This window comes from Halomonas cerina, from assembly GCF_014192215.1.
Lineage (GTDB): Bacteria > Pseudomonadota > Gammaproteobacteria > Pseudomonadales > Halomonadaceae > Halomonas > Halomonas cerina.
The window spans coordinates 221,496-246,238 of the sequence record NZ_JACHXP010000003.1; the positions used below are offsets into that span (position 1 = coordinate 221,496).

Genomic DNA, 24,743 nt, shown 5'->3' on the forward strand with positions numbered 1-24,743 from the left:
AAGCCTGCTCAATGTCCCTATATAGACCGTAAGTATGTCTGCAGTGTTGGGGCTGGCAATCAGGCGGCAGGAGTGGCAGGTCGGTGGATGGCAAGGCATCAGTCACTGGTAGGACGGGAGCGGAACGGTTAGGCTGCCTCTCGTTTCGTTCTCTTTTGCCGATATAAGGTGTGCCCCATGACCCTGATGATTCTCGGCCTCGTGATCTTCCTCGGCGTGCACTCGGTGCGCATCGTCGCCGACGACTGGCGAACGGCACAGATCGAGCGGCTTGGCCTTACGCCCTGGAAGGCGCTCTATGCACTGGCCTCGCTGGTCGGCCTGGTGCTGGCGATCTGGGGCTACGGCCAGATGCGCCTGGATCCGCTCTTCATCTGGACACCACCGGTCGCCCTGCGTCACCTGGTCGCCCTGCTGATGATTCCGTCGTTTGTGCTGCTGGTGGCGGCCTATGTGCCGCGCAACCATCTCAAGGTGAAGCTTGGCCACCCGATGATCCTGGGCGTGAAGCTGTGGGCCTTCTCGCACCTGCTAGCCAATGGTCGGCTGGGCGACATCGTCTTCTTCGGCGCCTTCCTGGTATGGGCGGTGTTCGACTTCCGCGCCGCACGACGCCGTCCCCGACCCGCGCCGCCGGCACCAAGCTGGGCAGCCACCACCATTACGGTGGCAGTGGGTTTGGTGGCCTATGCACTCTTCGCCTTCTATCTCCACTTGCGCCTGATCGGCGTGCCGGTGATGCCGGCTTGAGGCCCCCTGACCATGGAAACCGCATTGATGTTACTGGCCACCGGCCTGGGGCTGGGCCTTTCGCCGCTGGCGTCCGGCACCGTCGGCTCGCTGCCGGGCCTGCCGCTGGCCGGGTGGCTGTTGGGGCGCGCCCGGCGGGTGCAACTCGCCGTGGTGGCCGCCCTGCTGGTGGCGGCGATGCCGGTCTGCCACCAGGCCGCCACGGTGTTGGGCTTCAAGGACGATGGGCGCATCGTGCTCGACGAAATCGTCGCCTTCCCGCTGACGGTGCTCGGGCTGTCGGCGGCTCGCCATCCCGCTATCCTGGCCGGGGCCTTCGTCGTCTACCGGGTGTTCGATATCACCAAGCCGTTGCCGGTGGCCCAGGCCGAGTCGCTCCCCGGCGGGGTCGGCATTGTGCTCGATGACAGCATGGCCGCGGTCATGACCTGGCCGGTGATGGCCGTGGGCCTGGCCCTGTGGCGGCGTCGCCGGCCCGTCTGAGGCCGCGGGATGCCATGCGGGGTGCGGTGAGGCCCTGCGCCGAGCGAACAGGTATCATTCCCGCGTGGCCAACGGTGGCGGAAACTCCACGTCGAAGCCCCGGGCGTCGAGCTGACGTACTCGCTCCGGACGTCCTCGATCGTCGAGTTCCACCAGGCCGATGCCGGCCCCGTTCCACAGGCGTTCGCCCGCCTTGGCCCGATCCGGGTCCCGCGGGGTGATCGCCATGCGCCGGCGCTTGGTGAACCAGTTGAGCGGTGAGCGCGGTGCGTAGAGCCAGCGATTCAGGCGGTCGAACCAGTCGAGCAGGGTGTCGGGGAAGGCGTTCTTCACGCCGCTGGAGGTGACCTGCCAGATCCGGGGGCCCGCGCGGCGGTGGCGGATGCGGATGTCGTAGACGAAGGAATAGTGCACGTCGCCGGAGAGAATCACGTAATGGCCCGGGGTGCGCGAGTGGCGGAAGATGTTGAGCATCACGCTGGCCGCGCCGCGATGGGCCATCCAGTTCTCGGCATCCACCAGCAGCGGCTTGCCCGCCAGAGTGAAGAGCTTCTGGATGATCTCGATCAACTTGACCCCGAACATCGGCGCGGGCGAGACGATCACCACCGAGGGGGCGTCCAGGATCTGCTGCTGGAGTTCCGACAGGGCTTCCCAGTCCATCAGCCCCGAGGGGCGCCGGGGGCTGCGCTCGCTGCGCCAGCGCCGGGTGCGGGTATCCAGCACGATCAGCCGCGGATGGCCCTCGACCTGGACCTCCCAGCCCTGGAAACGCAGCAGGCGCTGGATGACGGCGTCCTGATCTCCGGGGGGCAGCCAGCCATCCGCCGCGGCTGCCGCTTCGAGCAGGCGGGTGGCGTCGTCCAGAGGCTCGGCCAGGCGGTCCGGGTCATTGCCCCACCCCTGACAAAGCAGGTAGGCGAGCAACGCATTGCCGATGATCCGCCGCGAGAAGGGATGACCGTAGGCGGTGCGCTCCCAGTCGGCGGTGAGGTTCCAGTCATCGGTGACGTCGTGGTCGTCGAAGATCATCAGCGAGGGCAGGTGGGCCATCAGTCGGGCGCCGGCGGGCAGGCCCACGATGAAGGCTTCGATGATCGCCTGCTCCTGATGGAAGCGTTCGCCGTTGGTGTTATCCAGCGCCGGCTCGGTGATGCTCACCAGCCGCCAGGGCACCGGCGACCAGACCAGCAGGTACATGGCGATGACCTCGGCAAAGCTCATCAGGTGGTTGTGGGCGTTGGCGGAGGTGAACACCGGCTTGCGTGCCCCACCGAAGAAGCGCTCGCGCAGGTCGGCACTGTTCTTCACGTCGGGCAGCAGCGACTCGCGTCGGTAGTAGGTATCGGTGGCCGCATAGAGGGCCTGGCTGTCGGCTACGGTGGCCCCCTCGAGGGTCTCGTCGAATAACCCGAGGCGCTGGATCAGGGCATGGATCGTCACCAGCAGGGGACCGGCCACGTCGTCGGCATAGACCTGGTCGCCGGTCATCAGCAGCCAGGCCGGCCATGCCTCGGGGGCCTCGCGACGTTCGGCCAACCAGGCATCGGCGCGCACCAGGCCGTCCGGGCCGTCGTGGTGAGGCTTGCGGCAGGAGCCGTGCAGCAGCCGGCGGTGTGACTCGGCCAGCACGAAGCAGGGATAGGCGCCCCCCTCATGCAGCAGGTGGGGCGCCCAGTCGGCGATGCCGGCCTGGCCGGATGACGAGGTGATCTTGAGGTCGTAGTCGATGCGTACGCCCCGGGGTAGGGGCGTGTCGAGGGCCACGTCGATCAGGTGCAGCCAGGCATGGCGGCCCAGCGGCAGGCGCCGGAGTCGCCGGTCGTTCAGGCCCAGTCGCCGTGGCGGCTGGCCGGCGGGATGCAGCATCAGGCTCAGCGCGAGGGGACGCGAGCCCACCAGCCAGAGCACCAGGCGGTCCGGGGACAGTCGCCGCAGCAGTGGGCCGGCCAGTACGTCGGGGAGGGCAGCGTGTCGAGGGTCGGGAGACGTCATTGTCGCTCTGCGGCTTCCTGGAAGGGATCGCCAGGGCAGAGGCGCCGGGCCCCGCCTTGGCCTGTCGGACCATGGTAGCCGAGAATGGTCCCGTGTCGTGAGTTGCCGAGTGGCGGGCCGCGACAGCTTACCAGTGCCGGGGGTGTTCGCTGATGCGGCTTGCCGCGACCGTGAAAGCCGCCTGCCTGCGGCGGGCACGCTTAATTGGCCGGATCGAGGTAGAGACGCCCGGCATTGGCCAAGACGCTCAGTGAGCTGATCGTCATCGCCGTGGCGGCGATGACCGGTGGAATCGGCATCCATAATGCGATCCCCAAGGCCAGCAGGTTGTAGCCGATCGAGAATCCCAGGTTCTGGCGCATCAGCCGATAGGCGCGCCGGGCCAATTGATGCGCCTCCCGGACCTGGCCGATGCCGGGCGTGAGCAGCGATATGGCGGCGATATCGTGTGCCTGCCGTGTGGCACCGGCCACGCTGATCCCGGTCGTTGCACTGGCCAGTGCCAAGGTGTCGTTGATGCCGTCGCCGACGAATGCCGAAGGCTTGGGCAGGGCATCGACCAGCCTGGCCTTGGCGTCGGGTGTCAGCGCGGCATAGCGCTCCTCCTTCCGGAATCCCGCCCGTTTACCGACGGCCTCCACGCTGGTGCGCCGATCGCCACTCAGCAGGGCCACCGTCAGCGTGGCCCGGCGCAAGTGGCATACCGCTTCCGATGTATCGGCCGGGAGCGTCTCATCCAGCGCCAGCGTACCCTGCCAGTGTGCCCCCAGAGAAACGGCGACCAGCTTGCCGGCCAGATCCGGCATGTCGGGCAAGCGCGTGCCGCAACTCTCGAGCCATGTCGGTGAACCGACCCGAAGCCACGCGCCGGAGACGAGGCGCACCTCGACCCCCTGACCAGGATGGTGGGTCACCTCGACGTCATCAGCCAGCGCCAGGCCACGCTCGATGGCCCGGCGGCGTAGGGTCTGAGCGACGGGATGCATGATGCCCCGTTCCGCCTGGGCAGCGAGTTGCAGCAGCCGATCCGCCTCGATGCCCGGAGCGGTGCGTATCTCGCGGATACCGAGTCGGCCGCTGGTCAGCGTCCCCGTCTTGTCGAAGGCAATGCTGCGGGCCCGGGCCAGGCTCTCGAAGGCCGACATGTCCTTGAACACCAGGCCGTGTCTCAGTCCCTGGGCGCTGGCGGCCTGAGTCACCACCGGAATGGCCAGGCCCACGGCACAGGGGCAGGCCACGACCAGAACCGACAGCGCCCAGGCAAAGGCGGCCTCGACCTCTACACCCCGCAGCAGCGTGAGGCCGAAGGTAACTAGCGCCAGACACAGTGCCGCCGTGGGCAGCCAGCGGGCGAAGGTATCCGATAACTTCTGGACGTCTCCCTTGCGGGCAACCAGTTCGAGCATCCTGTGGCGCAGGGTATCGATGTAGCGGTTGCCCAGTTCGACCTCGACGATCAGCGTGAAGGCCGTGTCGGCATTGAGACAGCCTGCCTCGATACGGTCGCCACGGGTCAGGGTGATGGGGGCATGCTCGCCGGTCAGCGCCGCTCGGTCGACGCTTGCCCGGTCATCGATCAGCACGCCGTCGAAGGGCACGCCGTCGCCGCTCTCGACCCTGATCCGGTCACCCACACTGACCTGGTCGAGCGGTAATGCCACCCAATTTCCCGCCTGCCACACTCGGGCAGTATCGGGCGTCAGATCATCCAGGGCCGCCAGGGCATCGAGGCCATCCTGGCGACTGAACATCTCCACCAGGCGACCCACCAGCAGCAGCGTGATCAGCATCACGGCGGTATCGACGTAGACATCCGCCGAGCCATGCCAGAGTTGCCAGGCCGAGAACAGTACGGCACCCAGGGCGCCTAGGCTGACCAGCACGTCCATCCCGGGCCGGCCGGCGCGTAGGGTGCGCCAGGCGGCACGATAGAAGGGCACTCCCGAATACCCTACTACGGGCAGGGCCAGCGTGCTGGCCACCAACGCCAGCACCCAGTCGACGTCAGGCCCCAGCCCATAATTGAAGTACAGCAGGGACGAGGCCATCACCGTCCACATGCCGAACGCCACGCTGACCACGAGGCGAGTCACCAGGGTGCGTCTTTCCCGGGCCAGGCGTGTGCGGCTCTCTTCCGTGCTGGGGGTGTTGCCCAGGGAGTAGCCGAGCCTGCCGACATGCCGGCGCAAGATCTCGACATCCGTACGGGCGGGGTTCCATTGCAGAAAGGCGGTAGACGACATGAAGTTGACGCTGGCGTGCTCGACGCCCGGCTGACGCCGCAGGACGTGCTCTACGGCGAAGGCGCAACTGCTGCACCACATGCCGTGAACGGCAAATATGTTGTCCCGTGGCGACGGGCCGGGACACTCGGCGGGTTTGTCGGCAGGCGAGGCGGCGTCGCGCTTGGCAGGCTCGATCAGGTTCGGGGGCATGGCGCGCTGCGAGGCTATCGGTCCAGACTCAGGGTAGTAGATCTCGACGAGGGGAGATCGCGTCGGCCGATCCTGGCGGGCGCACTGGCAAGACCGAGCGCTTGTTTTCTATAGTGAGTTGCGTTGGGCCACGGGCGGTGCCGTTAAGGAGATAGCCAACAGACCCCGTCCAAGGAGAGGCGGTATGCCGCAAATTTTTCCCCGCCGGGCGAATTCGCTGGTGAGTGCGATGCTCTGGGGGGGACTGGTGGGGGGGGTCGCTCTGGTCATCGTGGCGATTACCCTTGGCAGTTCGGCCCACACTACCGGGGTCAATTCGACCCCCGAACAGCCGGTGCCTTTCAGTCATGGTCATCATGTCGGTGGGCTGGGCATCGACTGCCGGTATTGCCATACCAGCGTGGAGCAGTCCGATTTCGCCGGCCTCCCGCCGACCTCGACCTGCATGACCTGCCATTCGCAGTTGTGGACGAGCGCCGCCATGCTGGCGCCTGTTCGCCAGAGCCTGCAGCATGACAAGCCCATCGCCTGGGTGCGCGTCCATGATCTGCCGGATTTCACCTATTTCAGCCATCGTGCCCATGTGAACAACGGCGTGGGCTGCGAATCCTGCCACGGTCGCGTCGACAGGATGCCGATCACCACGCAGCAAAAGCCCTTGACCATGCAGTGGTGCCTTGCCTGTCATCGTCATCCGGAACCCTATCTGCGCCCCGAGAACCGGATCACGGCGCTGGGCTATGACCCGGCCGGGGACGGCATCCCGGGCCATGAACTGCGCGAGCACTATGGCATTCGCAAGGACAACCTGACCGAGTGCGTCACATGTCATCGATGAGCCACAACGACCTACAGCAGATTCGTCAACGGCTTTCGCATGCGCGGGGGCCGCAATACTGGCGAAGTCTGGAGGAGTTGGCTGAAAGCGAGGCGTTCGGCCGGTTTCTGCACCAGGAGTTCCCGCGGCTCGGGGCGGTGTGGGAGGCGCCGCTGGATCGACGCGGCGCCCTCAAGCTGATGGCCGCGAGCCTGGCACTGGCCGGGCTCACTGCCTGCGGTCGGCAACCGCCGGAATTCATCGTGCCCTACGTCAACATGCCCGAAGGGCAGGTGCCGGGGGTCTTGCGCGACTATGCCACCTCTCACCTGGTCGGCGGCTATGCCCATGGCGTGCTGGCCCGCAGCCATCAGGGACGCCCGGTCAAACTGGAGGGCAATCCGCAACATCCAGCCACCCTGGGCGCCTGCGATATCTTCTCCCAGGCCTCGGTGCTGTCGCTCTATGATCCGGATCGTGCCGCCGCGGTCATGCACCGGGGGAATATCGCCGGCTATGACGATTGGCTCATGGCACTGTGGGAAAGGCGTCGCACCTGGGAGGCGCGGGAAGGGCGCGGGCTGGCGATTCTCACCGGCAGCCTGACCTCACCGAGCCAGCATGACCGCTTGTCGACGCTGCTCGCACGTTGGCCACAGGCCCGTTGGTATGTGCATGAGCCGATTGACCGGCGTGCCGTCTACGCCGGCAGCGAGCTGCTGTTCGGCAGGCCCTTGGAGGCGGTCTACCATTTCGAGCGCACGCGCGTGGTGGTGTCGCTGGATGCCGATTTCCTGCAGATGCAACCGGGCTTTCTGCGTTATGCCCACGACCTCATGACACGGCGACGGCCTCGCGACAACGACGACGTTCTCACCCGGCTCTACGTGGTCGAGTCGACCCCCAGCATCACCGGCAGCGTCGCCGACCATCGCCATCGATTGGACTATCGGCAGGTAGAGGCCTTCGCGCGCCAGCTGGCCCGGGCGTTGGGCGTAGCGGTCGAGCCGCCCGATCGGCCCGGGGTGGCGGAGAGCTGGCTCAATCCGCTGGTCGATGACCTGCGCCGGCATGCCGGTGAGGCCGTGGTCGTTCCCGGTGACCGGCAACCGCCCGCGGTACATGCCATCGCCCATGCCATCAACCAGCAGCTGGAGGCCCATGGCCGGACGCTGGCATTCATTACGCCGGTCGATGCCGGCCATGCCGCGCCTGGCCTGGACGCGCTGACCGAGGCCATGCAGGCCGGTGAGGTCGACGATCTCGTAGTCATGGGCACCAATCCCGTCTATACGGCACCGGCCGATCTGGCGTTCGAACGGGCCTATCGACAGGTCCCCTGGCGCCTGCATTGGGGCGAAACCTACAACGAGACGGGGCGGCTGTCGCACTGGCACATCCCGGCTACGCATGCGCTGGAAACCTGGGGCGATGCCCGGGCATTCGATGGCACCACGAGCTTCCTGCAGCCATTGATCCAGCCACTGCATGGCGGCAAGACCGGCCTGCAATTGTTGACCGCGCTGACCCGGGGAATCGACGAGGATGCCCGCGAACTGCTGGTCGGCTACTGGCGTGAGCGGCATGACGAGGAAGACTTCACCACGTTCTGGCGGCGCTGTCTGCACGACGGCCTACTGGCGGGGTCCACATCCCTGGCCGTCGAGGTCACGCCGCGCGAGGGCTGGATGAACGCGTTGCCGCCACCTCCCTCGGCGAAAGAGCCGGCCGAGGGCATAACGCTGCAATTACAGCCGGACGCCGCGGTGTGGGACGGGCACTATGCCAACAATGGTTGGCTGCAGGAGTTGCCGCGTCCGCTGACCAAGCTGACCTGGAGCAATGCGCTGCTGGTCAGCCCGGCGCTGGCCGAGGCGCGAGGTCTCATGGAGGGGGAGGTGGTGCGAATTAGCACTCGCGATCATCGGCTCGAGGTGCCGGTCTACGTGCTGCCGGGCATGCCCGAGCGGGCGGTGACGCTGTCATTGGGCTATGGCCGCAAGGGAATCGGGCAGGTCGCCGATGGGGTGGGGCACAATGCCTATCGACTCCAGGCCAGCAGGCAGCGTTGGGCGATACCGGTCGAACTGGAGAAGACCGGCGACCACGAGAACCTGGCCGTTACCCAGCATCATCATGCCATCGAGGGGCGCGACCTGATTCGTGCCACCACGCTGGAGGCGTATCGCGACAATCCCGCGTTCGCCAAGCATCCGCCGCCGCAGGAGTCGCTCTACCCGGAACCCTGGCCTGCCGATCGTCAGGCCGAACATGCCTGGGGCATGGTGGTCGACCTGAGTGCCTGCATCGGTTGCAATGCCTGCGTGATGGGCTGCCAGGCCGAGAACAACATACCCGTGGTGGGGCCCGAGGAGGTCAGGCGCGGGCGTGAAATGCACTGGATCCGCATCGATCGCTACTTCGAGGGCCCTCTCGAGAGCCCGCGTCTGATCTTCCAGCCGGTGTTGTGCATGCACTGCGAAAATGCGCCCTGCGAATACGTTTGTCCCGTCGGGGCGACACAGCATTCGGCCTCGGGGCTCAACGAGATGATCTACAATCGCTGTATCGGGACGCGCTACTGCTCGCAGAACTGTCCCTACAAGGTGCGGCGCTTCAACTGGTTCGACTATACGGGGCGCCAGGCGACCTATCCTCAGCCCGATGCGGTGCACAATCCCGAAGTGACGATCCGTTCGCGGGGAGTCATGGAAAAGTGCACCTTCTGCGTACAGCGCATCAACCGGGCGCGCATCACCGCGGATGTTACGGACCAGCCGATCCGGGATGGCGAGTTACAGACCGCCTGTCAGCAGGCCTGCCCAACCCAGGCGATCGTGTTCGGCGATATCAGCGATAGTCAAAGCCAGGTCAGGAAGCTCAAGGAACATCCGCTGGCCTACGGCATGCTCGAACACCTTAATACCCGGCCACGCGTCTCCTACCTGGCCGGGGTGGGCAATCCTAACCGGGAAATCGAGACGCCTCAGGACGTGTCGCGGGTCAATCCGGACAGGACGCAGTCGCAGACCCGAGGTGGGCCGGGAAGCGACGAGCCGGTGGTGAGACACTTCGATCCCGAGGTGGCCAGCGGCGGCAAGGAGGGGGCGGCATGAGCCGGCATGACGAATCGCCACTGCTGCCTCCCGACCTGACCCATGACCAGCTCACCACGCGTATCTGCGACCTGGTGTTGCATCGGTCTTCGCCACGCGCCTGGTGGGGAGGCCTGCTGGTCTGCGGGCTGCTGGCGACGCTGTTCGTCTACGCCGTGGCCTACCTGTTCGCGCTGGGGGTCGGGGTGTTCGGTATCAATATCCCCGTGGCCTGGGGCTTTCCCATCACCAATACCATCTGGTGGATCGGCATCGCCCATGCCGGCACGCTGATTTCCGCGGTGCTGTTGATCACCCGACAACCATGGCGGGCGTCGATCAACCGTTTCGCCGAGGCCATGGCGATGTTCGCCGTGGTGCTGGCGGGCGTCTATCCCCTTCTTCATCTGGGGCGGCCGTGGTTGTTCTACTATCTGCTGCCATATCCCAATACCATGGAATTGTGGCCGCAGTGGCGCAGCCCGCTGGTCTGGGATTTCTTCGCCATCTTCACCTATCTGAGCTTCACCGCAACGTTTTTGTACGTGAGCCTGCTGCCGGACCTGGCCACCCTGCGCGACCGGGCGGCGACTCGCTTGGGGCAGGTGTTCTACGGCACGCTGGCGATCGGCTGGCGCGGCTCGGCCGTGCACTGGGCACGCTACGAGCGGGCCAACAGGGTGCTGTCCGCGGTGGCCGCGCCCATCGTGGTGACGGTGACGGGCATCATCTCGCTGGATCTGGCGGTGTCCATCGTGCCCGGGTATCACTTCACCATCTTTCCGCCCTATTTCGTGGCCGGGGCGCTGTTCTCGGGATTTTCGACGGTGGCGCTGCTGGCGGTGATCCTGCGTCGCATGTTCCGGCTTCAGGATCTGGTGACTCGCACGCATCTCGACTATCTCGGCCGTATGATGCTGCTGTTCGCACTGGTCGTGGACTACGCCTACACCCAGGAAATCTTCACCGCCTGGTATTCCGGCGAGGACTACTACCGTTATGTCTATATCGACCGCTGGACGGGGCCCTATGCCCCCGCCTGGTGGGGCATGATCTTCTGCAACGTGGTGCTGGTGCAGTTGCTCTGGTTCCGGCGTGTCAGGCGCTCACCACTCGCCATGCTGTGCCTAGCGATCACCAGCAATATCGGTATGTGGCTGGAACGCTTCCAGATCGTCTTTACCTCCACCCATGCCGACTATATGCCCTCGGCCTGGGGCGAGGCATGGCCGACGATGTGGGACTGGGCGGTATTCATCGGTTCGCTGGGCGTGTTCGGTGTCTTGCTGCTGCTGTTCGTGCGCCTTATGCCGCTGATTTCTCTGCATGACATGCGCGCCTTCATCGCCATGCGTGACAGGAGGAGCGACGATGGCTAAGCGCTACGGATTGCTGGCGCGTTTCGACACGGCCGACGCCCTGGTCGCCGCGGTTAAGGCAATGCACCAGGCGGGCTACCGCGCCCTCGAGCCCTGTACGCCCTATCCGGTAGCGGGCCTGCCGGAAGCCCTGGGGTTCACGTCCCGCTGGGTGCCGGTCATGGCGCTGGCCGCTGCGATCATGGGGGCGGTCGGCATCTATTTCCTGCAGTGGTACAGCAGTGTCGTGAGTTATCCGTTCGTGGTGGGCGGCAAACCGCTGCACAGCTGGCCGGCGTTTTTGATTCCCGCCTTCGTGATCGGCCTGCTGTCGGCGGTCGTGGGTAGCGTGGTCGCAATGCTGTTCGGCAACCGGTTGCCGCGCCCCTATCATCCGGCCTTCCATGTCGCCGAATTCGATCGGGTGACCAGCGATGGCTTTTTCCTGATCGTGGCGGCCAGCGATCCTTGCTTCGACGACAGCCGCACGGCCGCTCGCCTGCGGGAACTGGCGGCCGCGAATATCGTGGAGGTGCCGGCATGAGCGGCAGGCCGGTACGGAGGGGAATGGGGGGACTGCTGATACTGCTGGTGTCGGCCTGTGATCAGGGGCCGATGACCAACCAGCCCAAGTACGAGACCTTCGAGCCGGCGCCGCGCTGGCCGCACAATCAGTCCGCGCGGGTGCCGGTGGCCGGCACCGTGGCGCGGGGTGAGGCCATCGATCCGCGCGTGCCCGAGACGTTGCCGATGCCCCTGACCCGGGAACTCCTCGAACGCGGTCAGGCCCTCTTCAATATCTATTGTTCTCCCTGTCACGGCCGCGACGGGGCCGGCGCCGGCATGATCGTGCAGCGTGGTTTCCCGGCGCCGCCCACCTTGCACAGCGATCGGCTGCGCCAGGCGTCGCTGCGCCATTTCTACGACGTCATCAGTCACGGCTACGGGGTGATGTACGCCTACGCCGACCGGGTGGCGCGGTCCGATCGTTGGGCGATCGCGGCCTATATCGAAGCCTTGCAGCTTTCCCAGTACGCCCGCGTCGATGACCTGACCGCCGAACAGCGGGCCCGGCTGGAAGGAGGCTCATCCGGCCAGGCGGGGGAGGGAGCGCAGCAATGATGAGGCGAATGATCCCGGTCGTTGGTCTGGTGGCCTTGGCGCTGTGTGTGGTCGGTGCGATGCTCGACTGGACGGCTTTCCTGCGCAGCTGGCTGGCGGCCACGCTGACCTGGGGAGCCCTGCCGCTGGGGGCGGTGGCCGTGCTCATGACCCACAACATGACCGGTGGTGCCTGGGGGCACGCCAGCCGGCATGTGTGGCGCGTGCTGGCACGCAGTATGCCGCTGTTCGTCCTGGCCATGGTACCGCTGCTGTTCGGGCTGGATGAGCTGTTCCCCTGGATGCACCCGCTTGATGAGTTGCCTGAGACGGTTCGCCACAAGCGGCTTTATCTCAACGAGCCCTTCCTGCTGGCACGCTGGCTGTTCTACGTGGTTATCTGGCTGGGGCTGGCCTGGCTGCTGGGACACCGGGGCAGCCAGGCCCGGGCCGTGGCGGCGCCGGGACTGATCCTCTGGGTGTTGACGCTGTCCTTCTTCTCCTTCGACTGGTACATGTCGCTGGAGCCGGCGTTCTATTCGGACGTGTTCGGGCTGGAGCGGATTTGCGCCATGGTAGCCAGCAGCCTGGCACTGGGGCTGCTGGTTCTGGTGCCCTGCGTTCAGGCACCGATTCGCCAGGACCTCGCCAATATCTGGTTGGCCGTATTGCTGGGCTGGGCGTTCATGGGCTTTTCCCAGTTGATCATCATCTGGTCGGCCAACATGCCGGCCGAGATCGGCTGGTACCTGCAGCGTACCGAAGGCGTCTGGCACTGGATCGGCCGCCTAGCCTTCATCCTCTTCCTGCTGATCCCCTTCATCATCCTGCTGTCCACGCCAGCCAAGCAGAGCCGGCGGTGGCTGCGCAGGGCTGCCGGGATCTGCCTGGCCGGCTATGTTCTGCATATGCAATGGATGATCCTGCCGGCCTTCGAGGAGTGGCGGCCGGCGCAGGGCTGGCTCGTTCCCGCCGCGCTGGTAGCCGTGGGAGCGGGATTCGTGTGGATGACGGGACGGGGCCTGGAATGTCGGGAGGCATGCCATGGGTGACCCAGAACACATCCGCACCGCAGGACATGACACGCGCGATGTGCCGGCACGCCTCCCGGTGCTGTTCATCGTCTTCATGACCGTATTCGTGCCACTTGTGCTGGTGGGCCTGTGGGGGTTGATGGCCACGCTCTGGCCGGCTCTATCCGGGCCGGCCACCCCCTTTGCCGAGGAGCCCGTCAGCGTCCCCGACGCGCCGCCGTTGCAGGCCTCACCCGAAGCGGATCTGACGGCACTGAAGCGGCGCATGGAGCAGCGCTTGCAAGGGGTGGGCTGGATCGACCGGGAGACGGGGCGCGTCTACCTGCCCATCGACCGCGCCATGCAGTTGCTGGTCGAGCATGGGTTGTCCGAGCGGGGAACACGGGCCAACGACGACTCGGTGACGCCGTCGAACGTCAACACCTCTGCCGGCCCCGGCGCAGGACAGGAGGCAGGGAATGAATGACGAGGTCGCGGACTACCTGCCGGCGGTGGAAAAGGGGCTGCATCTGATCCCCACGCAGGCCAGCAGCCATGCCGGCCAGGTCGACCAGCTCTACTACGTGCTGATCGCGGCCTGCGCCATCATTCTGCTGGTGGTCGTCGGCATGATCACTTGGTTCGGCTTTCGCTACCGCGCCGGCAACGAGAAGGCGGATCGTTCGAGTCGGCCCTCGACACGCACCGAGAATCGGGTCGAGATCGCCGTGCTGGCGGCCATGCTGGGGGTCTTCATGGTCCTGTTTGCCTGGGCCACCACGCTCTATCTGAACGTCTATCGTGGCCCCGAACCGGCCATGACCATCGACGTGGTGGGAAAGCAGTGGATGTGGAAGGTGCAGCATCCGGACGGCACCCGCGAGATCAATTCACTCCACGTGCCGGCCGATGAAGTCATCCAGCTGCGTGTGACCTCCCAGGATGTCATCCATAGCTTCTTCGTGCCGGCCTTCCGGCTCAAGCGGGACGTGGTGCCGGGGACCGAGAAGATGGCCTGGTTCGAGGCGACGGAGCCGGGCAACTATCGGCTGTTCTGTGCCGAATACTGCGGCAGTTTCCATTCACGCATGCTGGGCAAGGTGGTGGTGATGGAGAAGGGCGACTATCAGGCGTGGCTCACGCGGCAGCGCTCCGGCGGGCGTCTTGCAGCCATCGGCCAGCAGCTGTTCGCGGCGCATGGCTGCAGCGGCTGCCACAAGGCGCAGTCGGGCGTGCGCGCCCCGAGCCTGGCCGGTCTCTATGGACGCCGTGTGGCGCTGGAGGACGGGCGCGTGGTCATGGCCGATGATGCCTATATCCGCGACTCGATCCTGCAGCCGAAAAAGCAGGTGGTGGCCGGGTTCGAGCCGCTCATGCCGAGCTTTGCCGGACAGCTCGATGAGGGCGATATCCTGCCGCTCATCGAATACATCAAGTCGCTGCAGCCCTCGGGGCGGAACAAGGAGCCGGTGCCGATGAGCCAGGGAGTACGCCCATGAGCGATGACGCCGCCAGTAGCCGAGCACCGGAAAGCTATCTGACTCACGGCTGGAGGTGGCGCGACTGGCTGTTGACCACGGATCACAAGCGGGTCGCCTGGCTATATACGGTATCGATCACCGGTTTCTTCTTTCTGGGCGGCATCGCGGCCCTGCTCATCCGCCTGGAATTGATGACGCCCCAGGGCGACCTGGTCAGTGCCGATATCTACAATCAGCTGTTTACCATTCATGGCGTGGTGATGGTGTGGTTCTTTCTGATCCCCTCGATTCCCAACACCCTGGGCAATTTTCTGCTTCCCCTCATGATCGGCGCCAAGGACCTGGCATTCCCCAGGCTCAATCTGCTGTCTTGGTATATCTATACCCTCGGCGGGATCTTCACCATGGCGGCGGTGATCACCAGCGGGGTGGATACCGGCTGGACCTTCTATACGCCACTGTCGACCCAGTTCACCGATACCGCCGTGATCGCGGCGATAGCGGGGGTCTTCGTGGTCGGCTTCTCGTCGATTTTGACGGGGATCAACTTCATCGTCACCACCCACAAGATGCGCGCACCGGGCCTGACCTGGTTCCGCCTGCCGCTGTTCGTGTGGGCCAACTATGCCACCAGCCTGGTCATGGTGCTGGCGACGCCGGTGCTATCGGCGACGCTGCTGCTGCTGATCATGGAGCGCCTACTGGGGATCGGGATCTTCGATCCGCGGTTGGGCGGAGATCCGATCCTGTTTCAGCACCTATTCTGGTTCTATTCCCATCCGGCGGTCTACATCATGATCCTGCCGGGAATGGGGGTCGTCTCCGAGCTGATCACCTGCTTCTCGCGCAAGACGGTGTTCGGCTATCACGGCATGGCGTTGTCGATTCTGGCGATTTCCGTGTTTGGCTTCCTGGTGTGGGGACATCACATGTTCGTTGCCGGGCAGAGCCTCTATGCCGGCATCATGTTCTCGCTGTTCTCCTTCCTGGTGGCGCTGCCATCGGCAATCAAGACCTTCAACTGGACGGCGACCCTGTACAAGGGACGGCTGATCTTCGCGTCGCCGATGATCTATGCATTATCGTTTATCGGCTTGTTCACCATCGGCGGCTTCACCGGTATCTTCCTAGCGTCGTTGGCGGTCGATATTCATGTCCACGATACCTACTTCGTGGTCGCCCACTTTCACTACATCATGGTGGGCAGCATGGTCACGGCCTATCTTGGTGGGCTGCACTTCTGGTGGCCGAAGATGACCGGACGCCTGTACCCGGAGGTCTGGGCCAAGGTGGCCTCACTGGCACTTTTCATCGGTTTCAATCTGACCTTCTTTCCACAGTACCTGCTGGGCTATGCCGGCATGCCCCGGCGCTATCAGACCTACCCCGAGGATTTTCAGATCCTGCATGCCATGTCGTCGCTTGGCGCGGGGGTATTGGCCATCGGCTATCTGCTGCCGTTGGGCTACCTGCTCTGGTCGCTGCGCTGGGGAGCGCGTGCACCCGCAGATCCCTGGCGAGCGGCAGGTCTGGAATGGCGCACCGGTTCACCGCCGCCCCCGCACAATTTCCTGAAGCCGCAGACAGTATCAGGGCCTCCTTATGACTACGATACCCTCGACAACCCCCAAGGCGAAGCCCGATGAACAGTTCGACGATCTGACGCAGCAGCGCCATGCCGATCTGATGGGCATGTGGTTGTTTCTGGCTACCGAGCTGATGCTGTTCGGTGGCGTCTTCACCGGTTTCGTCGTCTACCGCTACGCCTATCCCGAGGCCTTCGCCGAGGCGGCGACGCACCTGGATCTGGTGCTGGGCATGCTCAACACGGGGCTGCTCGTCACCAGCAGCCTGTTCATGGCGCTGTCCGAGCGGGCCGTCGGTGCCGATCGCAAGCGGCTGACGCTGCTCTTCCTGCTTATCACGATCGGCATGGGGGCCGTCTTCCTGGGCATCAAGGGCTACGAGTGGCACCACGAGTACAGCCAAGGGTTGATGCCGATCCTCGGGCTGGAGTTCGTGTATTCGGGGCAGCACGCCGATCGGGCACAGCTGTTCTTCAATTTCTACTATGCCATGACAGGCCTGCATGCCATGCATATGGGCGTAGGCATGATTTGGCTGATGGTGATGGTGGTCTTCACGCTACGCTGGCGGGATCCCCCCAGGCTGAGGCGGCAGTTCCAGATCAGTGGCCTTTACTGGGCCTTTGTCGATGTGATGTGGATCTTCATCTTTACCCTGCTGTACCTGTTACGTGCCTCGTCGTGACACACGCTATATCGCAGAGGTGGTGAATGAAGGATGTCAAGGCGCCGATTCTTGCCTGGCTGGCCTATCTTGTGGTGCTGGGCGCCAGTATCACGGTGACCCGGTGGGCCCCGGGAACGCTGGGCCATGTGTTCAACCTGCTGTGTGCCCTGGTGATGGCGTCGTTGGTCATGGTGTTCTTCATGGGGCTTCGCTCCGCGGACAATCTATTGCGTGTTTTTGCGCTGGCTACCCTCATGTGGCTGGCCATCATGCTGGGCTTGACCATGATGGACTATGTCTATCGTGAGATCGGCAGTTCGGCGATGCTTTCGGCCATTGCCTGACAAGAGGGCGGCATCGTTTTATCCAGGCGGTGGAGCGTCGCGCCCCGACGCCTGCCAGGGCGTGTCCCACACGGCGAGGAGCGCGTCCCGCGAGTGGCTTGCGGTATGCTGGAGGCCTCGGCAACGGAGGGCACATGTCTCACGATCACGGCCATCACCACGCTCATGCTCACGGCCACGACAGCCAGCGGCGGCTGGCCTGGGCACTCCTGCTCACCGGCGGCTTCATGGTCGCCGAGGTGGTGGGGGGCATCCTCTCCGGGTCGCTGGCCCTGCTGGCCGATGCCGGCCACATGCTCACCGACACCGCTGCCCTGGCGCTGGCCTGGTTCGCCGCGCGCATCAGCTGCCGGCCGGCGGACGACAAGCGCACTTACGGCTATCACCGGGTACAGATCCTCGCGGCCTTCGTCAATGGCCTGACGCTGATCGCCATCGTCGCCTGGATCGTGGTCGAGGCGATCCGTCGACTGCTCTCGCCGGTGGCGGTGCTGGGCACCCCCATGCTGGTCATCGCGGTCCTGGGCCTGGTGGTCAACGTGGTGGTGTTCGTCATCCTGCACCTGGGGGATCGGGACAACCTCAATATCCGCGGTGCGGCGCTGCACGTACTAGGGGATCTGCTGGGCTCGGTGGCGGCGATCGTTGCCGCCGGGGTGATCCTGACCACTGGCTGGATGCCGATCGATCCCCTGCTGTCCTTGCTGGTGGCGGCGCTGATCCTGCGCAGTGCCTGGAAGCTGACCCGGGAGTCGGGGCATATCCTGCTGGAGGGGGCCCCGAAGGAACTCGACGTAGCGCATATCGCCCGCGAGGTGCCGGCGCGCCTGCCGGCGGTCCGGGACGTGCATCATGTGCACGCCTGGTCGCTGACCCCGGCCCGGCACCTGCTATCGCTGCATGCGACCCTCGAGGAAGGGGCCGACCGGGAGGCGACGCTGGTGGCCATCAAGGCGGTGCTGGCCGAGGAGTTCGGCGTCGAGCACGCCACGATTCAGCTCGAGCGCCGTGACGGCTGTGTCGACGAGCCCGACCCGGGCACGGGCCGCCGGGACTGAGCCGTGTTCGCCGCGTCAGTCGGCGGGCTGGAAGGGGTGGTCGGGCAGCCAGATGCGCACCGCCAGGCCGCCGAGGCGCGCGCGTCCGAGGTCCAGTCGACCGCCATTGAGCTTCACCAGGTCGGCGACGATGGCCAGACCCAGGCCGCTGCCGGAGCGCTGCTCGTTGAGCCGGGCGCCGCGGGCCAGGGCGGCCTGACGCTGGGTGTCGTCCATGCCGGGGCCATCATCCTCGATGGCCAGCCAGGTACCCCCCGCGTCGCTGCCGCCACTGAGTGACACCCGGCTCCCGGCCCAGCGCAGGGCGTTGTCCAGCAGGTTGCCGGCCAGCTCCTGAAGGTCCTGCGGGTCCATGCGCACGCGCAGCTCACTCGGCAGGCTGTGGGTGAGCGCGATGGCGCGTCGCTCGGCCAGGCGTCCCAGTCCCTCAAGTATCGGGGCCAGGGCCGAGGCGACGGCGATCCGCGGCGCCAGGCTGGCGTCCCCGGCGGCCGAGGCGCGGGCCAGGTGATGGTCTACTGCCGCATTGATGCGCGTCAGTTCGTCACGGATACGCATGCGCCGCGGCTCGTCGATGCCATCCGCCAGGGTGGTCAGCACACTGACCGGGGTCTTCAGCGCATGGGCCAGGTTGCCCGCGGCGTGACGCGCATGCGCCATCAGTCGTCGGTCGCGGGCCAGTACCCCGTTCATGGCCCGGGCCAGGCGAGCGAGTTCCGGCGGCAGGCGAGTGTCAAGCCGTTCGGCATCACCGTTCTCCACACGTTGCAGGTCGTCCTGCAACTGCCGCATCGGGGCCAGGCCCCAGCGAACCTGCAGGGCCAGGGTGGCCAGCAGCAGCAGCCCCAGGCCGGCCAGGAAGAGCGTGACCAGGCGGGTAAAGCGGGCGAGTTCCGCGTCCAGGGTTTTCCGGGAGACCGCGACGCTGACATGCAGTGGGTCGTCCAGCGGGGCCAGTCGGATATCGCGCTCGATGACGCGCAGCGGCGTCCCGCGGGGACCTGCCAGGTCACGGATCATCACCTGGCGGTGGGAGCGGGTCGGCAGACGCTGGTCCCACAGCGAGCGGGAGGTCAGGGTGCGCTCGCCGCCGTCGCTGATCTGCCAGTACCAGCCGGAGAAGACTCGCTCGAAACGTGGGTCGCCCAGGGAGCGTTCATGGATCAGCCGTTGCGCCGCGGGATCCCAGGCGAGTCCTGCGATCACCACGTTGAGCAGGGCCGTCAGGCGCTCGTCGAAGGCACCGGTGGCGGTGGTGCGAAAATGGTGAGAAAGCCCCGCGCCGGCCAAGGGCAAGGCGAGCACGAGGATCAGCAGGGACGCCAGCATCAGGCGACTGGCCAGCGACGGTTGCCGCAGTCGACTCATGGCGTCTCGTCGCCTCCGACGAGGCGATACCCCTGGCCACGGTGGGTCTGGATGCGCCAGGCGCCCAGCTTGCGGCGCAGCCGGCTGATCTGGACGTCGATAACATTGGAGTCCGGCTCGTGGTCGCGATCGTAGACATGCTCGGCGAGCTCGCTGCGGCTCACCACCCGCGGGGCGGCGTGGGCCAGGTAGGCCAGCAAGCGCGATTCCTGGGCAGTTAGACTCACCGGGCGGGCGGCCAGGGTGACGCTACCGGTGTGGGTGTCGAAGGACATCTCGCCGATCCTCAGCACCGGGTGGGCATGGCCGTGGCTGCGCCGCACCAGGGCGCGCAGCCGGAACAGCACCTCGGCGGTCTCGAAAGGCTTGGTGACGTAATCGTCGGCCCCGACCGAGAAGCCGGCGGCCTTATCGGCCCAGCGGGTGCGGGCGGTGAGCACCAGTACCGGCGTGTCGATGGCGTCCTCGCGCCATTGGGCGAGCCAACGGCTGCCGTCGCCGTCGGGCAGGCCCAGATCGAGGATCACCGCGTCGTAGGCCTCGGTGCGCACCAGGAAGTCGGCCTCGCCGCCGGTGGTGGCGGTCTCCAGCAGCACGCCGGCGTCACCCAGGGCCTCTTGCAGCGCCTCGGCCAGCGCTCGGCCAGGCGTCCGCGATTGACGGCGCGCCAGGCCAAGCGGAAGGCGAGCAGGGCCAGCAGCGCCAACCCGATGCTTTGGTGCAGGTCCATCGCGGCGGCCTCGCCGAGGCCCTCCATCCACCAGTCGCTGCCCAGCATCAGCAGCACCAGCAGGGCCATGGACCAGTGGAGGGCGCGGGAGACGGGGCCGTAGCGGTGTTCGGTATCGAGCCAGTTCATCAGGATCACTCCTCTTCGGTGGGGACAGGATCCTTCTACACCACGGCACCTTACGGGAGCCTGAACGTCCCGTTCATCCCGGCGTCATCTTCGTTACACGAGCTTGCTCTCGCGCAGCCGGATCAGTGTCTCCGGGGGCGCGAAGCGGTCCGGGTCAGCCAGGTCCCAGTAGTCGCGGAACACCGCATGGTGCGATGCACAGCCCTGAAGCAGGGCATTGGGCGCCAGGAAGTCGTAGAGCGTATCGAAGCTTTTCACTTCATGGCGCGAGACGCGATGCATCACGTGCTCGGGGCCGAGCTCTCGCGGGTGGGTGAGGCCGGCGGCGGCCAGCATCTCGGCCAGCGCCCGGCGGGTACTGGCCTGGTAGCGCTGGACGCGCTCGGCCTTGAGGGGGATATCCAGCCGATCGCCTCGCCACCGGTCCTGGGTGGCCACGCCGCTGGGGCAGCGGTCGGTATGACAGCTCTGGGCCTGGATGCAGCCCAGGGCGAACATGAAGCCGCGGGCCGCGTTGCACCAGTCGGCGCCCAGGGCCAGGGTGCGGGCGATGTCGAAGGCGCCGATCACCTTGCCGGCGGCACCGATGCGCACCCGCTCGCGAAGCCCGGTGCCCACCAGGGTGTTGTGGACCAGCAGCAAGGCGTCGGTGAGCGGCATGCCCAGGCGGTTGACGAACTCCAGGGGGGCGGCGCCGGTGCCGCCTTCGCCGCCGTCCACCACTATGAAGTCAGGATGCTCGCCCTCCTCGTGCATCGCCTTGACCAGGCCGAACCATTCCCAGGGGTGGCCGATGGCCAGCTTGATGCCCACCGGCTTGCCCCCGGATAGCTCGCTCAGCCGCCGGATAAAGCCGATCAGCTCCCGGGGCGTGGCGAAGGCGCTGTGCGCCGCCGGCGAGATCACGTCGCGGCCTTCGGGTACGTTGCGGATCCGGGCGATCTCGGCGGTGACCTTGGCCCCGGGCAGGATGCCGCCATGGCCCGGCTTGGCACCTTGAGAGAGCTTGATCTCGATCATTCTCACCGCGTCCCGGGTTGCCTGCTCGGCAAAGCGGGCGGGGTCGAAGCGACCCGCACCGTCGCGGCAGCCGAAGTAGCCCGAGCCGATTTCCCACACCAGGTCGCCACCGCGGCAATGGTAGGGGGAGATCCCGCCCTCGCCGGTGTCGTGGTAGAAGCCGCCGCGCCGGGCCCCATCGTTCAGCGCGCTGATGGCATGCGGCGAGAGCGCGCCGAAGCTCATCGCCGAGATGTTGAACACGCTGACGGCATAGGGTCTGGGTCGGCCGGCACCGACGAGCACCCGGAAGTCGTCGTCCTCGATATGCGCCGGTGCCAGGGAATGGTTGATCCATTCGTAGCCGGTGGCCTGCATGTCACGCAGCGAGCCGAACGGCTTCTTGTCGATCGTGGCCTTGGCACGCCGGTAGACCAGGCTGCGCTGTTCCCGGGAGAACGGCACTTCCTCGGTATCGCGCTGGATGAAGTATTGGCGGATCTCGGGGCCGAAGGACTCCAGCAGGTAGCGGAAATGGGCGGTGATCGGGTAGTTGCGGCTCACGGTGTGGCGGCGCTGGAGGAGGTCCCGGGTGCCCAGGGTGGCGAGCCCGCCGAAGGCCAGCACGCCCCAGGCCCAGACAGGACTCGCGGCCAGTCCAGCGAGACTGCCGACCAGGCCCAGCAGGCTGAGTGCGTAGGCGCTGTAGCGCAGAGGGAGTGCAGGCATGGAGCGTTCCTGGCGGTGAGGCGACATATTTCATCATGCTGCCGGCGGTCAGGCTGTCAATCGGCTCTTTCTCACTAGGCCATGCAACAGGCGATGGTGGGCGAAGCCAAGGGGGTGGTGATCCACGTGGTGCCGAGCTTCAAGCGCCCGCGCAGCATGCTGTGCAGGGCTCTGCCGGTCCTGCATGATGGAGCCTTGGCTGATCAGAGATATAAAGGAATTTTATATATTAATTCAGGATTTCACAATTGATCCAGATGGTCACGGCGCTAGTCTGGCTTGGTGACTCCCGCCTCTGACCGGCAAAGGCGAGGGCCGGTGTTGCAGGACAACAAGGCATCCTTAAGTACGGCTAGCCTCTTGCCTTATATCAATGTGAAAATGCCTCCCGGTGCATTAACCTAGCTAAGAGGGTCATGCAGTTAATGAGCGTCTTCTCCCCACATCTCCCGCATGACTTCGATTACATCATCGTGGGAGCCGGCACCGCCGGCTGCCTGCTGGCCAATCGGCTGAGCGCCGACCCGGCCAACCGGGTGCTGCTGATCGAGGCGGGGGGGCGCGACAACTACCACTGGATCCATATTCCGGTGGGCTATCTCTACTGCATCGACAATCCGCGCACCGACTGGCGCTTTCGCACCGAGCCGGACAAGGGCCTCAATGGCCGCTCCTTGATCTATCCCCGCGGCAAGACCCTGGGCGGCTGCTCCAGCATCAATGGGATGCTCTATCTCCGCGGCCAGGCCCGTGACTACGATGGTTGGGCCGAGCTCACCGGCGACGACGCCTGGCGCTGGGAGAACTGCCTGCCCGACTTCATGAAGCATGAGGATCACTATCGCCTGGATGAGGGGGGTGACGCCGACGATACCCACCGCGACTATCACGGCCACGGCGGTGAATGGCGCATCGAGAAGCAGCGCCTGAAATGGCAGGTACTGGATGATTTCGCCACCGCGGCCGTGGAGGCCGGCATTCCGCGGACCCGCGATTTCAACCGTGGCGACAACGAGGGCGTCGATTACTTCGAGGTCAACCAGCGCTCGGGCTGGCGCTGGAACACGTCCAAGGCCTTCCTGCGCGGGGTCGAGAAGCGTGACAACCTGACCCTGTGGCATTCCACCCAGGTGCTGGGACTCGAGTTCGACAAAGGCGAAGGCGGCGAGCCGCACTGCCGCGGCGTGAAGGCCGAGCGGGCTGGCGAGAAGCTCGTGGCGACGGCCAGCCGTGAGGTGATCCTTTCCGCCGGGGCCATCGGCTCACCGCAGCTTCTGCAGCTCTCGGGGATCGGCCCCGCGGATCTGCTGGCCGAGCATGACATCCCCGTGGTGGCCGAGCTGCCCGGCGTGGGCGAGAACCTGCAGGACCACCTGCAGATCCGCTCGGTCTACAAGGTGACGGGGGCGAAGACCCTCAACACCATGGCCAACTCCCTGGTGGGCAAGGCCAAGATTGGCCTGGAATACGTCCTGAAGCGCTCCGGCCCCATGAGCATGGCGCCGTCCCAGCTGTGTGCCTTCACGCGCAGTTCCGACGACCAGCCACATCCCAATCTCGAGTACCACGTCCAGCCGCTGAGCCTGGAGGCCTTCGGCCAGCCATTGCACGACTTCCCGGCGATCACCGCCAGCGTGTGTAACCTCAACCCCACCAGTCGCGGCACGGTGAGGATCAAGAGCGCCGACCCGCGGCAGGCGCCAGCGATTGCTCCCAACTACCTGAGCACGCCTGAGGATCGTCAGGTCGCCGCCGACTCGCTGCGAGTCACGCGGCGCATCGCCGGACAGCCCGCCTTCGCGAAATATTCGCCGGAGGAGTTCAAGCCGGGGCTGGAGTATGAGAGCAACGAGGACCTGACGCGTCTGGCCGGTGACATCGGCACGACCATCTTCCACCCGGTGGGCACCGCCAAGATGGGACGCGACGACGACCCCATGGCCGTGGTGGACTCTCGCCTTCGCGTGCGCGGTATTCAGGGCCTTCGCGTCGTCGATGCCAGCATCATGCCCACCATCACCAGCGGCAATACCAACTCGCCGACCCTGATGATCGCCGAGAAGGCAGCGGGCTGGATCCTCGACGCCAGGTAATATTGCGGTCATCTAGCGCAAATAGGGTTTGACGTGCGCCCGGAGAGGGCGCATGATGCGTGCAGTTGGTTGGCAAGTGGAACATCGCAGGCGGTCATCGAAACGCTCATGGCATCGATTTCCCGGTGAAAGTTTCTTGTTTTACCCACTGCAACTCGGGTATTTCCCGGCAAATCTCAACGCTATTCGAGGAATTCGATAATGGCTACCGGTACCGTCAAGTGGTTCAACGACACCAAAGGCTTCGGCTTCATCTCTCCGGACGACAACGGTGACGACCTGTTCGCTCACTTCTCCGAGATTCAGGCTGACGGCTTCAAGTCCCTGCAGGACGGCCAGAAGGTCTCCTTCGACGTCACTCAGGGCAAGAAAGGCCTTCAGGCGTCCAACATCAAGGTTATCTGATTCTAGATAACGATTGATGAGCTGCCTTTGGGCAGTGGTATCGGGGCTCGCGAAAGCGAGCCCCGTTGCGTTGTGGGCAGGGTTTTATATTTCTGGTTCATGGCATT

General features: G+C 65.6%; 22 protein-coding genes. 16 read left to right on the plus strand and 6 right to left on the minus strand.

Annotated features, from left to right (window positions below):
• Window positions 1-177 precede the first annotated feature (177 nt).
• Together FHR94_RS04395 and FHR94_RS04400 are read left to right on the plus strand one after the other, a co-directional pair.
• Window positions 178-750, plus strand: coding sequence for an NnrU family protein (locus FHR94_RS04395; protein ID WP_183324401.1), 573 nt, complete (start codon window positions 178-180; stop codon window positions 748-750).
• 27 nt (window positions 751-777) lie between these two features.
• The gene (locus tag FHR94_RS04400) at window positions 778-1,233 is read left to right on the plus strand and encodes a phosphatidylglycerophosphatase A family protein (RefSeq protein ID WP_246389820.1); all 456 of its coding nucleotides are present in this window, start codon (window positions 778-780) and stop codon (window positions 1,231-1,233) included.
• A 54-nt stretch (window positions 1,234-1,287) separates the two neighbouring features.
• Here the strand turns inward: FHR94_RS04400 and FHR94_RS04405 are convergent, their stop codons facing one another.
• Entirely contained in the window at window positions 1,288-3,228 is a 1,941-nt protein-coding gene (locus FHR94_RS04405; RefSeq protein WP_183324403.1) for a metallophosphoesterase family protein, read from the minus strand.
• A 200-nt stretch (window positions 3,229-3,428) separates the two neighbouring features.
• On the minus strand, window positions 3,429-5,663 hold the full coding sequence (locus tag FHR94_RS04410) for a heavy metal translocating P-type ATPase (protein ID WP_183324404.1): 2,235 nt from the start codon (window positions 5,661-5,663) through the stop codon (window positions 3,429-3,431).
• 184 nt (window positions 5,664-5,847) lie between these two features.
• Between FHR94_RS04410 and FHR94_RS04415 the strand changes: the two genes are divergently transcribed.
• The 12 genes from FHR94_RS04415 (at window position 5,848) to FHR94_RS04470 (ending at window position 18,183) form a co-directional block, all read left to right on the plus strand.
• On the plus strand, window positions 5,848-6,501 hold the full coding sequence (locus FHR94_RS04415) for a cytochrome c3 family protein (RefSeq protein ID WP_183324405.1): 654 nt from the start codon (window positions 5,848-5,850) through the stop codon (window positions 6,499-6,501).
• Window positions 6,489-9,596 (plus strand): TAT-variant-translocated molybdopterin oxidoreductase, encoded by a 3,108-nt coding sequence (locus FHR94_RS04420; protein ID WP_183324406.1) that lies wholly within the window; start codon window positions 6,489-6,491, stop codon window positions 9,594-9,596. Before FHR94_RS04415 ends, FHR94_RS04420 begins: the two co-directional genes overlap by 13 nt.
• On the plus strand, window positions 9,593-10,954 hold the full coding sequence (nrfD, locus tag FHR94_RS04425) for an NrfD/PsrC family molybdoenzyme membrane anchor subunit (protein ID WP_183324407.1): 1,362 nt from the start codon (window positions 9,593-9,595) through the stop codon (window positions 10,952-10,954). Before FHR94_RS04420 ends, nrfD begins: the two co-directional genes overlap by 4 nt.
• A complete protein-coding gene (locus tag FHR94_RS04430; protein WP_183324408.1) occupies window positions 10,947-11,477 on the plus strand; it encodes a DUF3341 domain-containing protein in 531 nt (176 codons plus the stop codon). Before nrfD ends, FHR94_RS04430 begins: the two co-directional genes overlap by 8 nt.
• A complete protein-coding gene (locus tag FHR94_RS04435) occupies window positions 11,474-12,055 on the plus strand; it encodes a c-type cytochrome (protein WP_183324409.1) in 582 nt (193 codons plus the stop codon). The genes FHR94_RS04430 and FHR94_RS04435 overlap by 4 nt, the downstream gene beginning before the upstream one ends.
• On the plus strand, window positions 12,052-13,086 hold the full coding sequence (locus FHR94_RS04440) for a hypothetical protein (protein WP_183324410.1): 1,035 nt from the start codon (window positions 12,052-12,054) through the stop codon (window positions 13,084-13,086). Before FHR94_RS04435 ends, FHR94_RS04440 begins: the two co-directional genes overlap by 4 nt.
• Window positions 13,079-13,534, plus strand: coding sequence for a hypothetical protein (locus FHR94_RS04445; protein ID WP_183324411.1), 456 nt, complete (start codon window positions 13,079-13,081; stop codon window positions 13,532-13,534). The genes FHR94_RS04440 and FHR94_RS04445 overlap by 8 nt, the downstream gene beginning before the upstream one ends.
• Window positions 13,527-14,546, plus strand: a complete 1,020-nt coding sequence (coxB, locus tag FHR94_RS04450) for a cytochrome c oxidase subunit II (RefSeq protein ID WP_183324412.1) — start codon at window positions 13,527-13,529, stop codon at window positions 14,544-14,546. Before FHR94_RS04445 ends, coxB begins: the two co-directional genes overlap by 8 nt.
• Window positions 14,543-16,174, plus strand: a complete 1,632-nt coding sequence (locus FHR94_RS04455) for a cytochrome c oxidase subunit I (RefSeq protein WP_183324413.1) — start codon at window positions 14,543-14,545, stop codon at window positions 16,172-16,174. Before coxB ends, FHR94_RS04455 begins: the two co-directional genes overlap by 4 nt.
• Window positions 16,131-16,799, plus strand: coding sequence for a cytochrome c oxidase subunit 3 (locus FHR94_RS04460; RefSeq protein WP_183324414.1), 669 nt, complete (start codon window positions 16,131-16,133; stop codon window positions 16,797-16,799). The genes FHR94_RS04455 and FHR94_RS04460 overlap by 44 nt, the downstream gene beginning before the upstream one ends.
• Before the next feature lie 26 nt (window positions 16,800-16,825).
• A complete protein-coding gene (locus FHR94_RS04465; RefSeq protein ID WP_183324415.1) occupies window positions 16,826-17,125 on the plus strand; it encodes a cytochrome C oxidase subunit IV family protein in 300 nt (99 codons plus the stop codon).
• A 134-nt stretch (window positions 17,126-17,259) separates the two neighbouring features.
• Entirely contained in the window at window positions 17,260-18,183 is a 924-nt protein-coding gene (locus tag FHR94_RS04470) for a cation diffusion facilitator family transporter (protein WP_183324416.1), read from the plus strand.
• Window positions 18,184-18,198: 15 nt separating this feature from the next.
• Here the strand turns inward: FHR94_RS04470 and FHR94_RS04475 are convergent, their stop codons facing one another.
• From FHR94_RS04475 to FHR94_RS04485, 4 genes are all read right to left on the minus strand, one after another.
• On the minus strand, window positions 18,199-19,551 hold the full coding sequence (locus FHR94_RS04475; RefSeq protein ID WP_183324417.1) for a sensor histidine kinase: 1,353 nt from the start codon (window positions 19,549-19,551) through the stop codon (window positions 18,199-18,201).
• Window positions 19,548-20,147, minus strand: coding sequence for a response regulator transcription factor (locus tag FHR94_RS04480; RefSeq protein WP_343064630.1), 600 nt, complete (start codon window positions 20,145-20,147; stop codon window positions 19,548-19,550). The genes FHR94_RS04475 and FHR94_RS04480 overlap by 4 nt, the downstream gene beginning before the upstream one ends.
• Complete coding sequence (locus FHR94_RS19615; RefSeq protein WP_246389821.1) at window positions 20,075-20,410, minus strand: cytochrome b; 336 nt, start codon at window positions 20,408-20,410, stop codon at window positions 20,075-20,077. The genes FHR94_RS04480 and FHR94_RS19615 overlap by 73 nt, the downstream gene beginning before the upstream one ends.
• Window positions 20,411-20,503: 93 nt before the next feature.
• Window positions 20,504-22,138, minus strand: a complete 1,635-nt coding sequence (locus FHR94_RS04485) for an FMN-binding glutamate synthase family protein (RefSeq protein ID WP_183324418.1) — start codon at window positions 22,136-22,138, stop codon at window positions 20,504-20,506.
• Between the two features lie 425 nt (window positions 22,139-22,563).
• On the opposite strand from FHR94_RS04485, the gene FHR94_RS04490 reads away from it, so the two are divergent.
• Window positions 22,564-24,231 carry a GMC family oxidoreductase gene (locus tag FHR94_RS04490; RefSeq protein ID WP_183324482.1) on the plus strand — a complete coding sequence of 556 codons (1,668 nt, stop codon included), beginning with the start codon at window positions 22,564-22,566 and terminating at the stop codon, window positions 24,229-24,231.
• Between the two features lie 201 nt (window positions 24,232-24,432).
• Window positions 24,433-24,636 carry a cold-shock protein gene (locus FHR94_RS04495; protein WP_183324419.1) on the plus strand — a complete coding sequence of 68 codons (204 nt, stop codon included), beginning with the start codon at window positions 24,433-24,435 and terminating at the stop codon, window positions 24,634-24,636.
• Window positions 24,637-24,743: the final 107 nt, after the last annotated feature.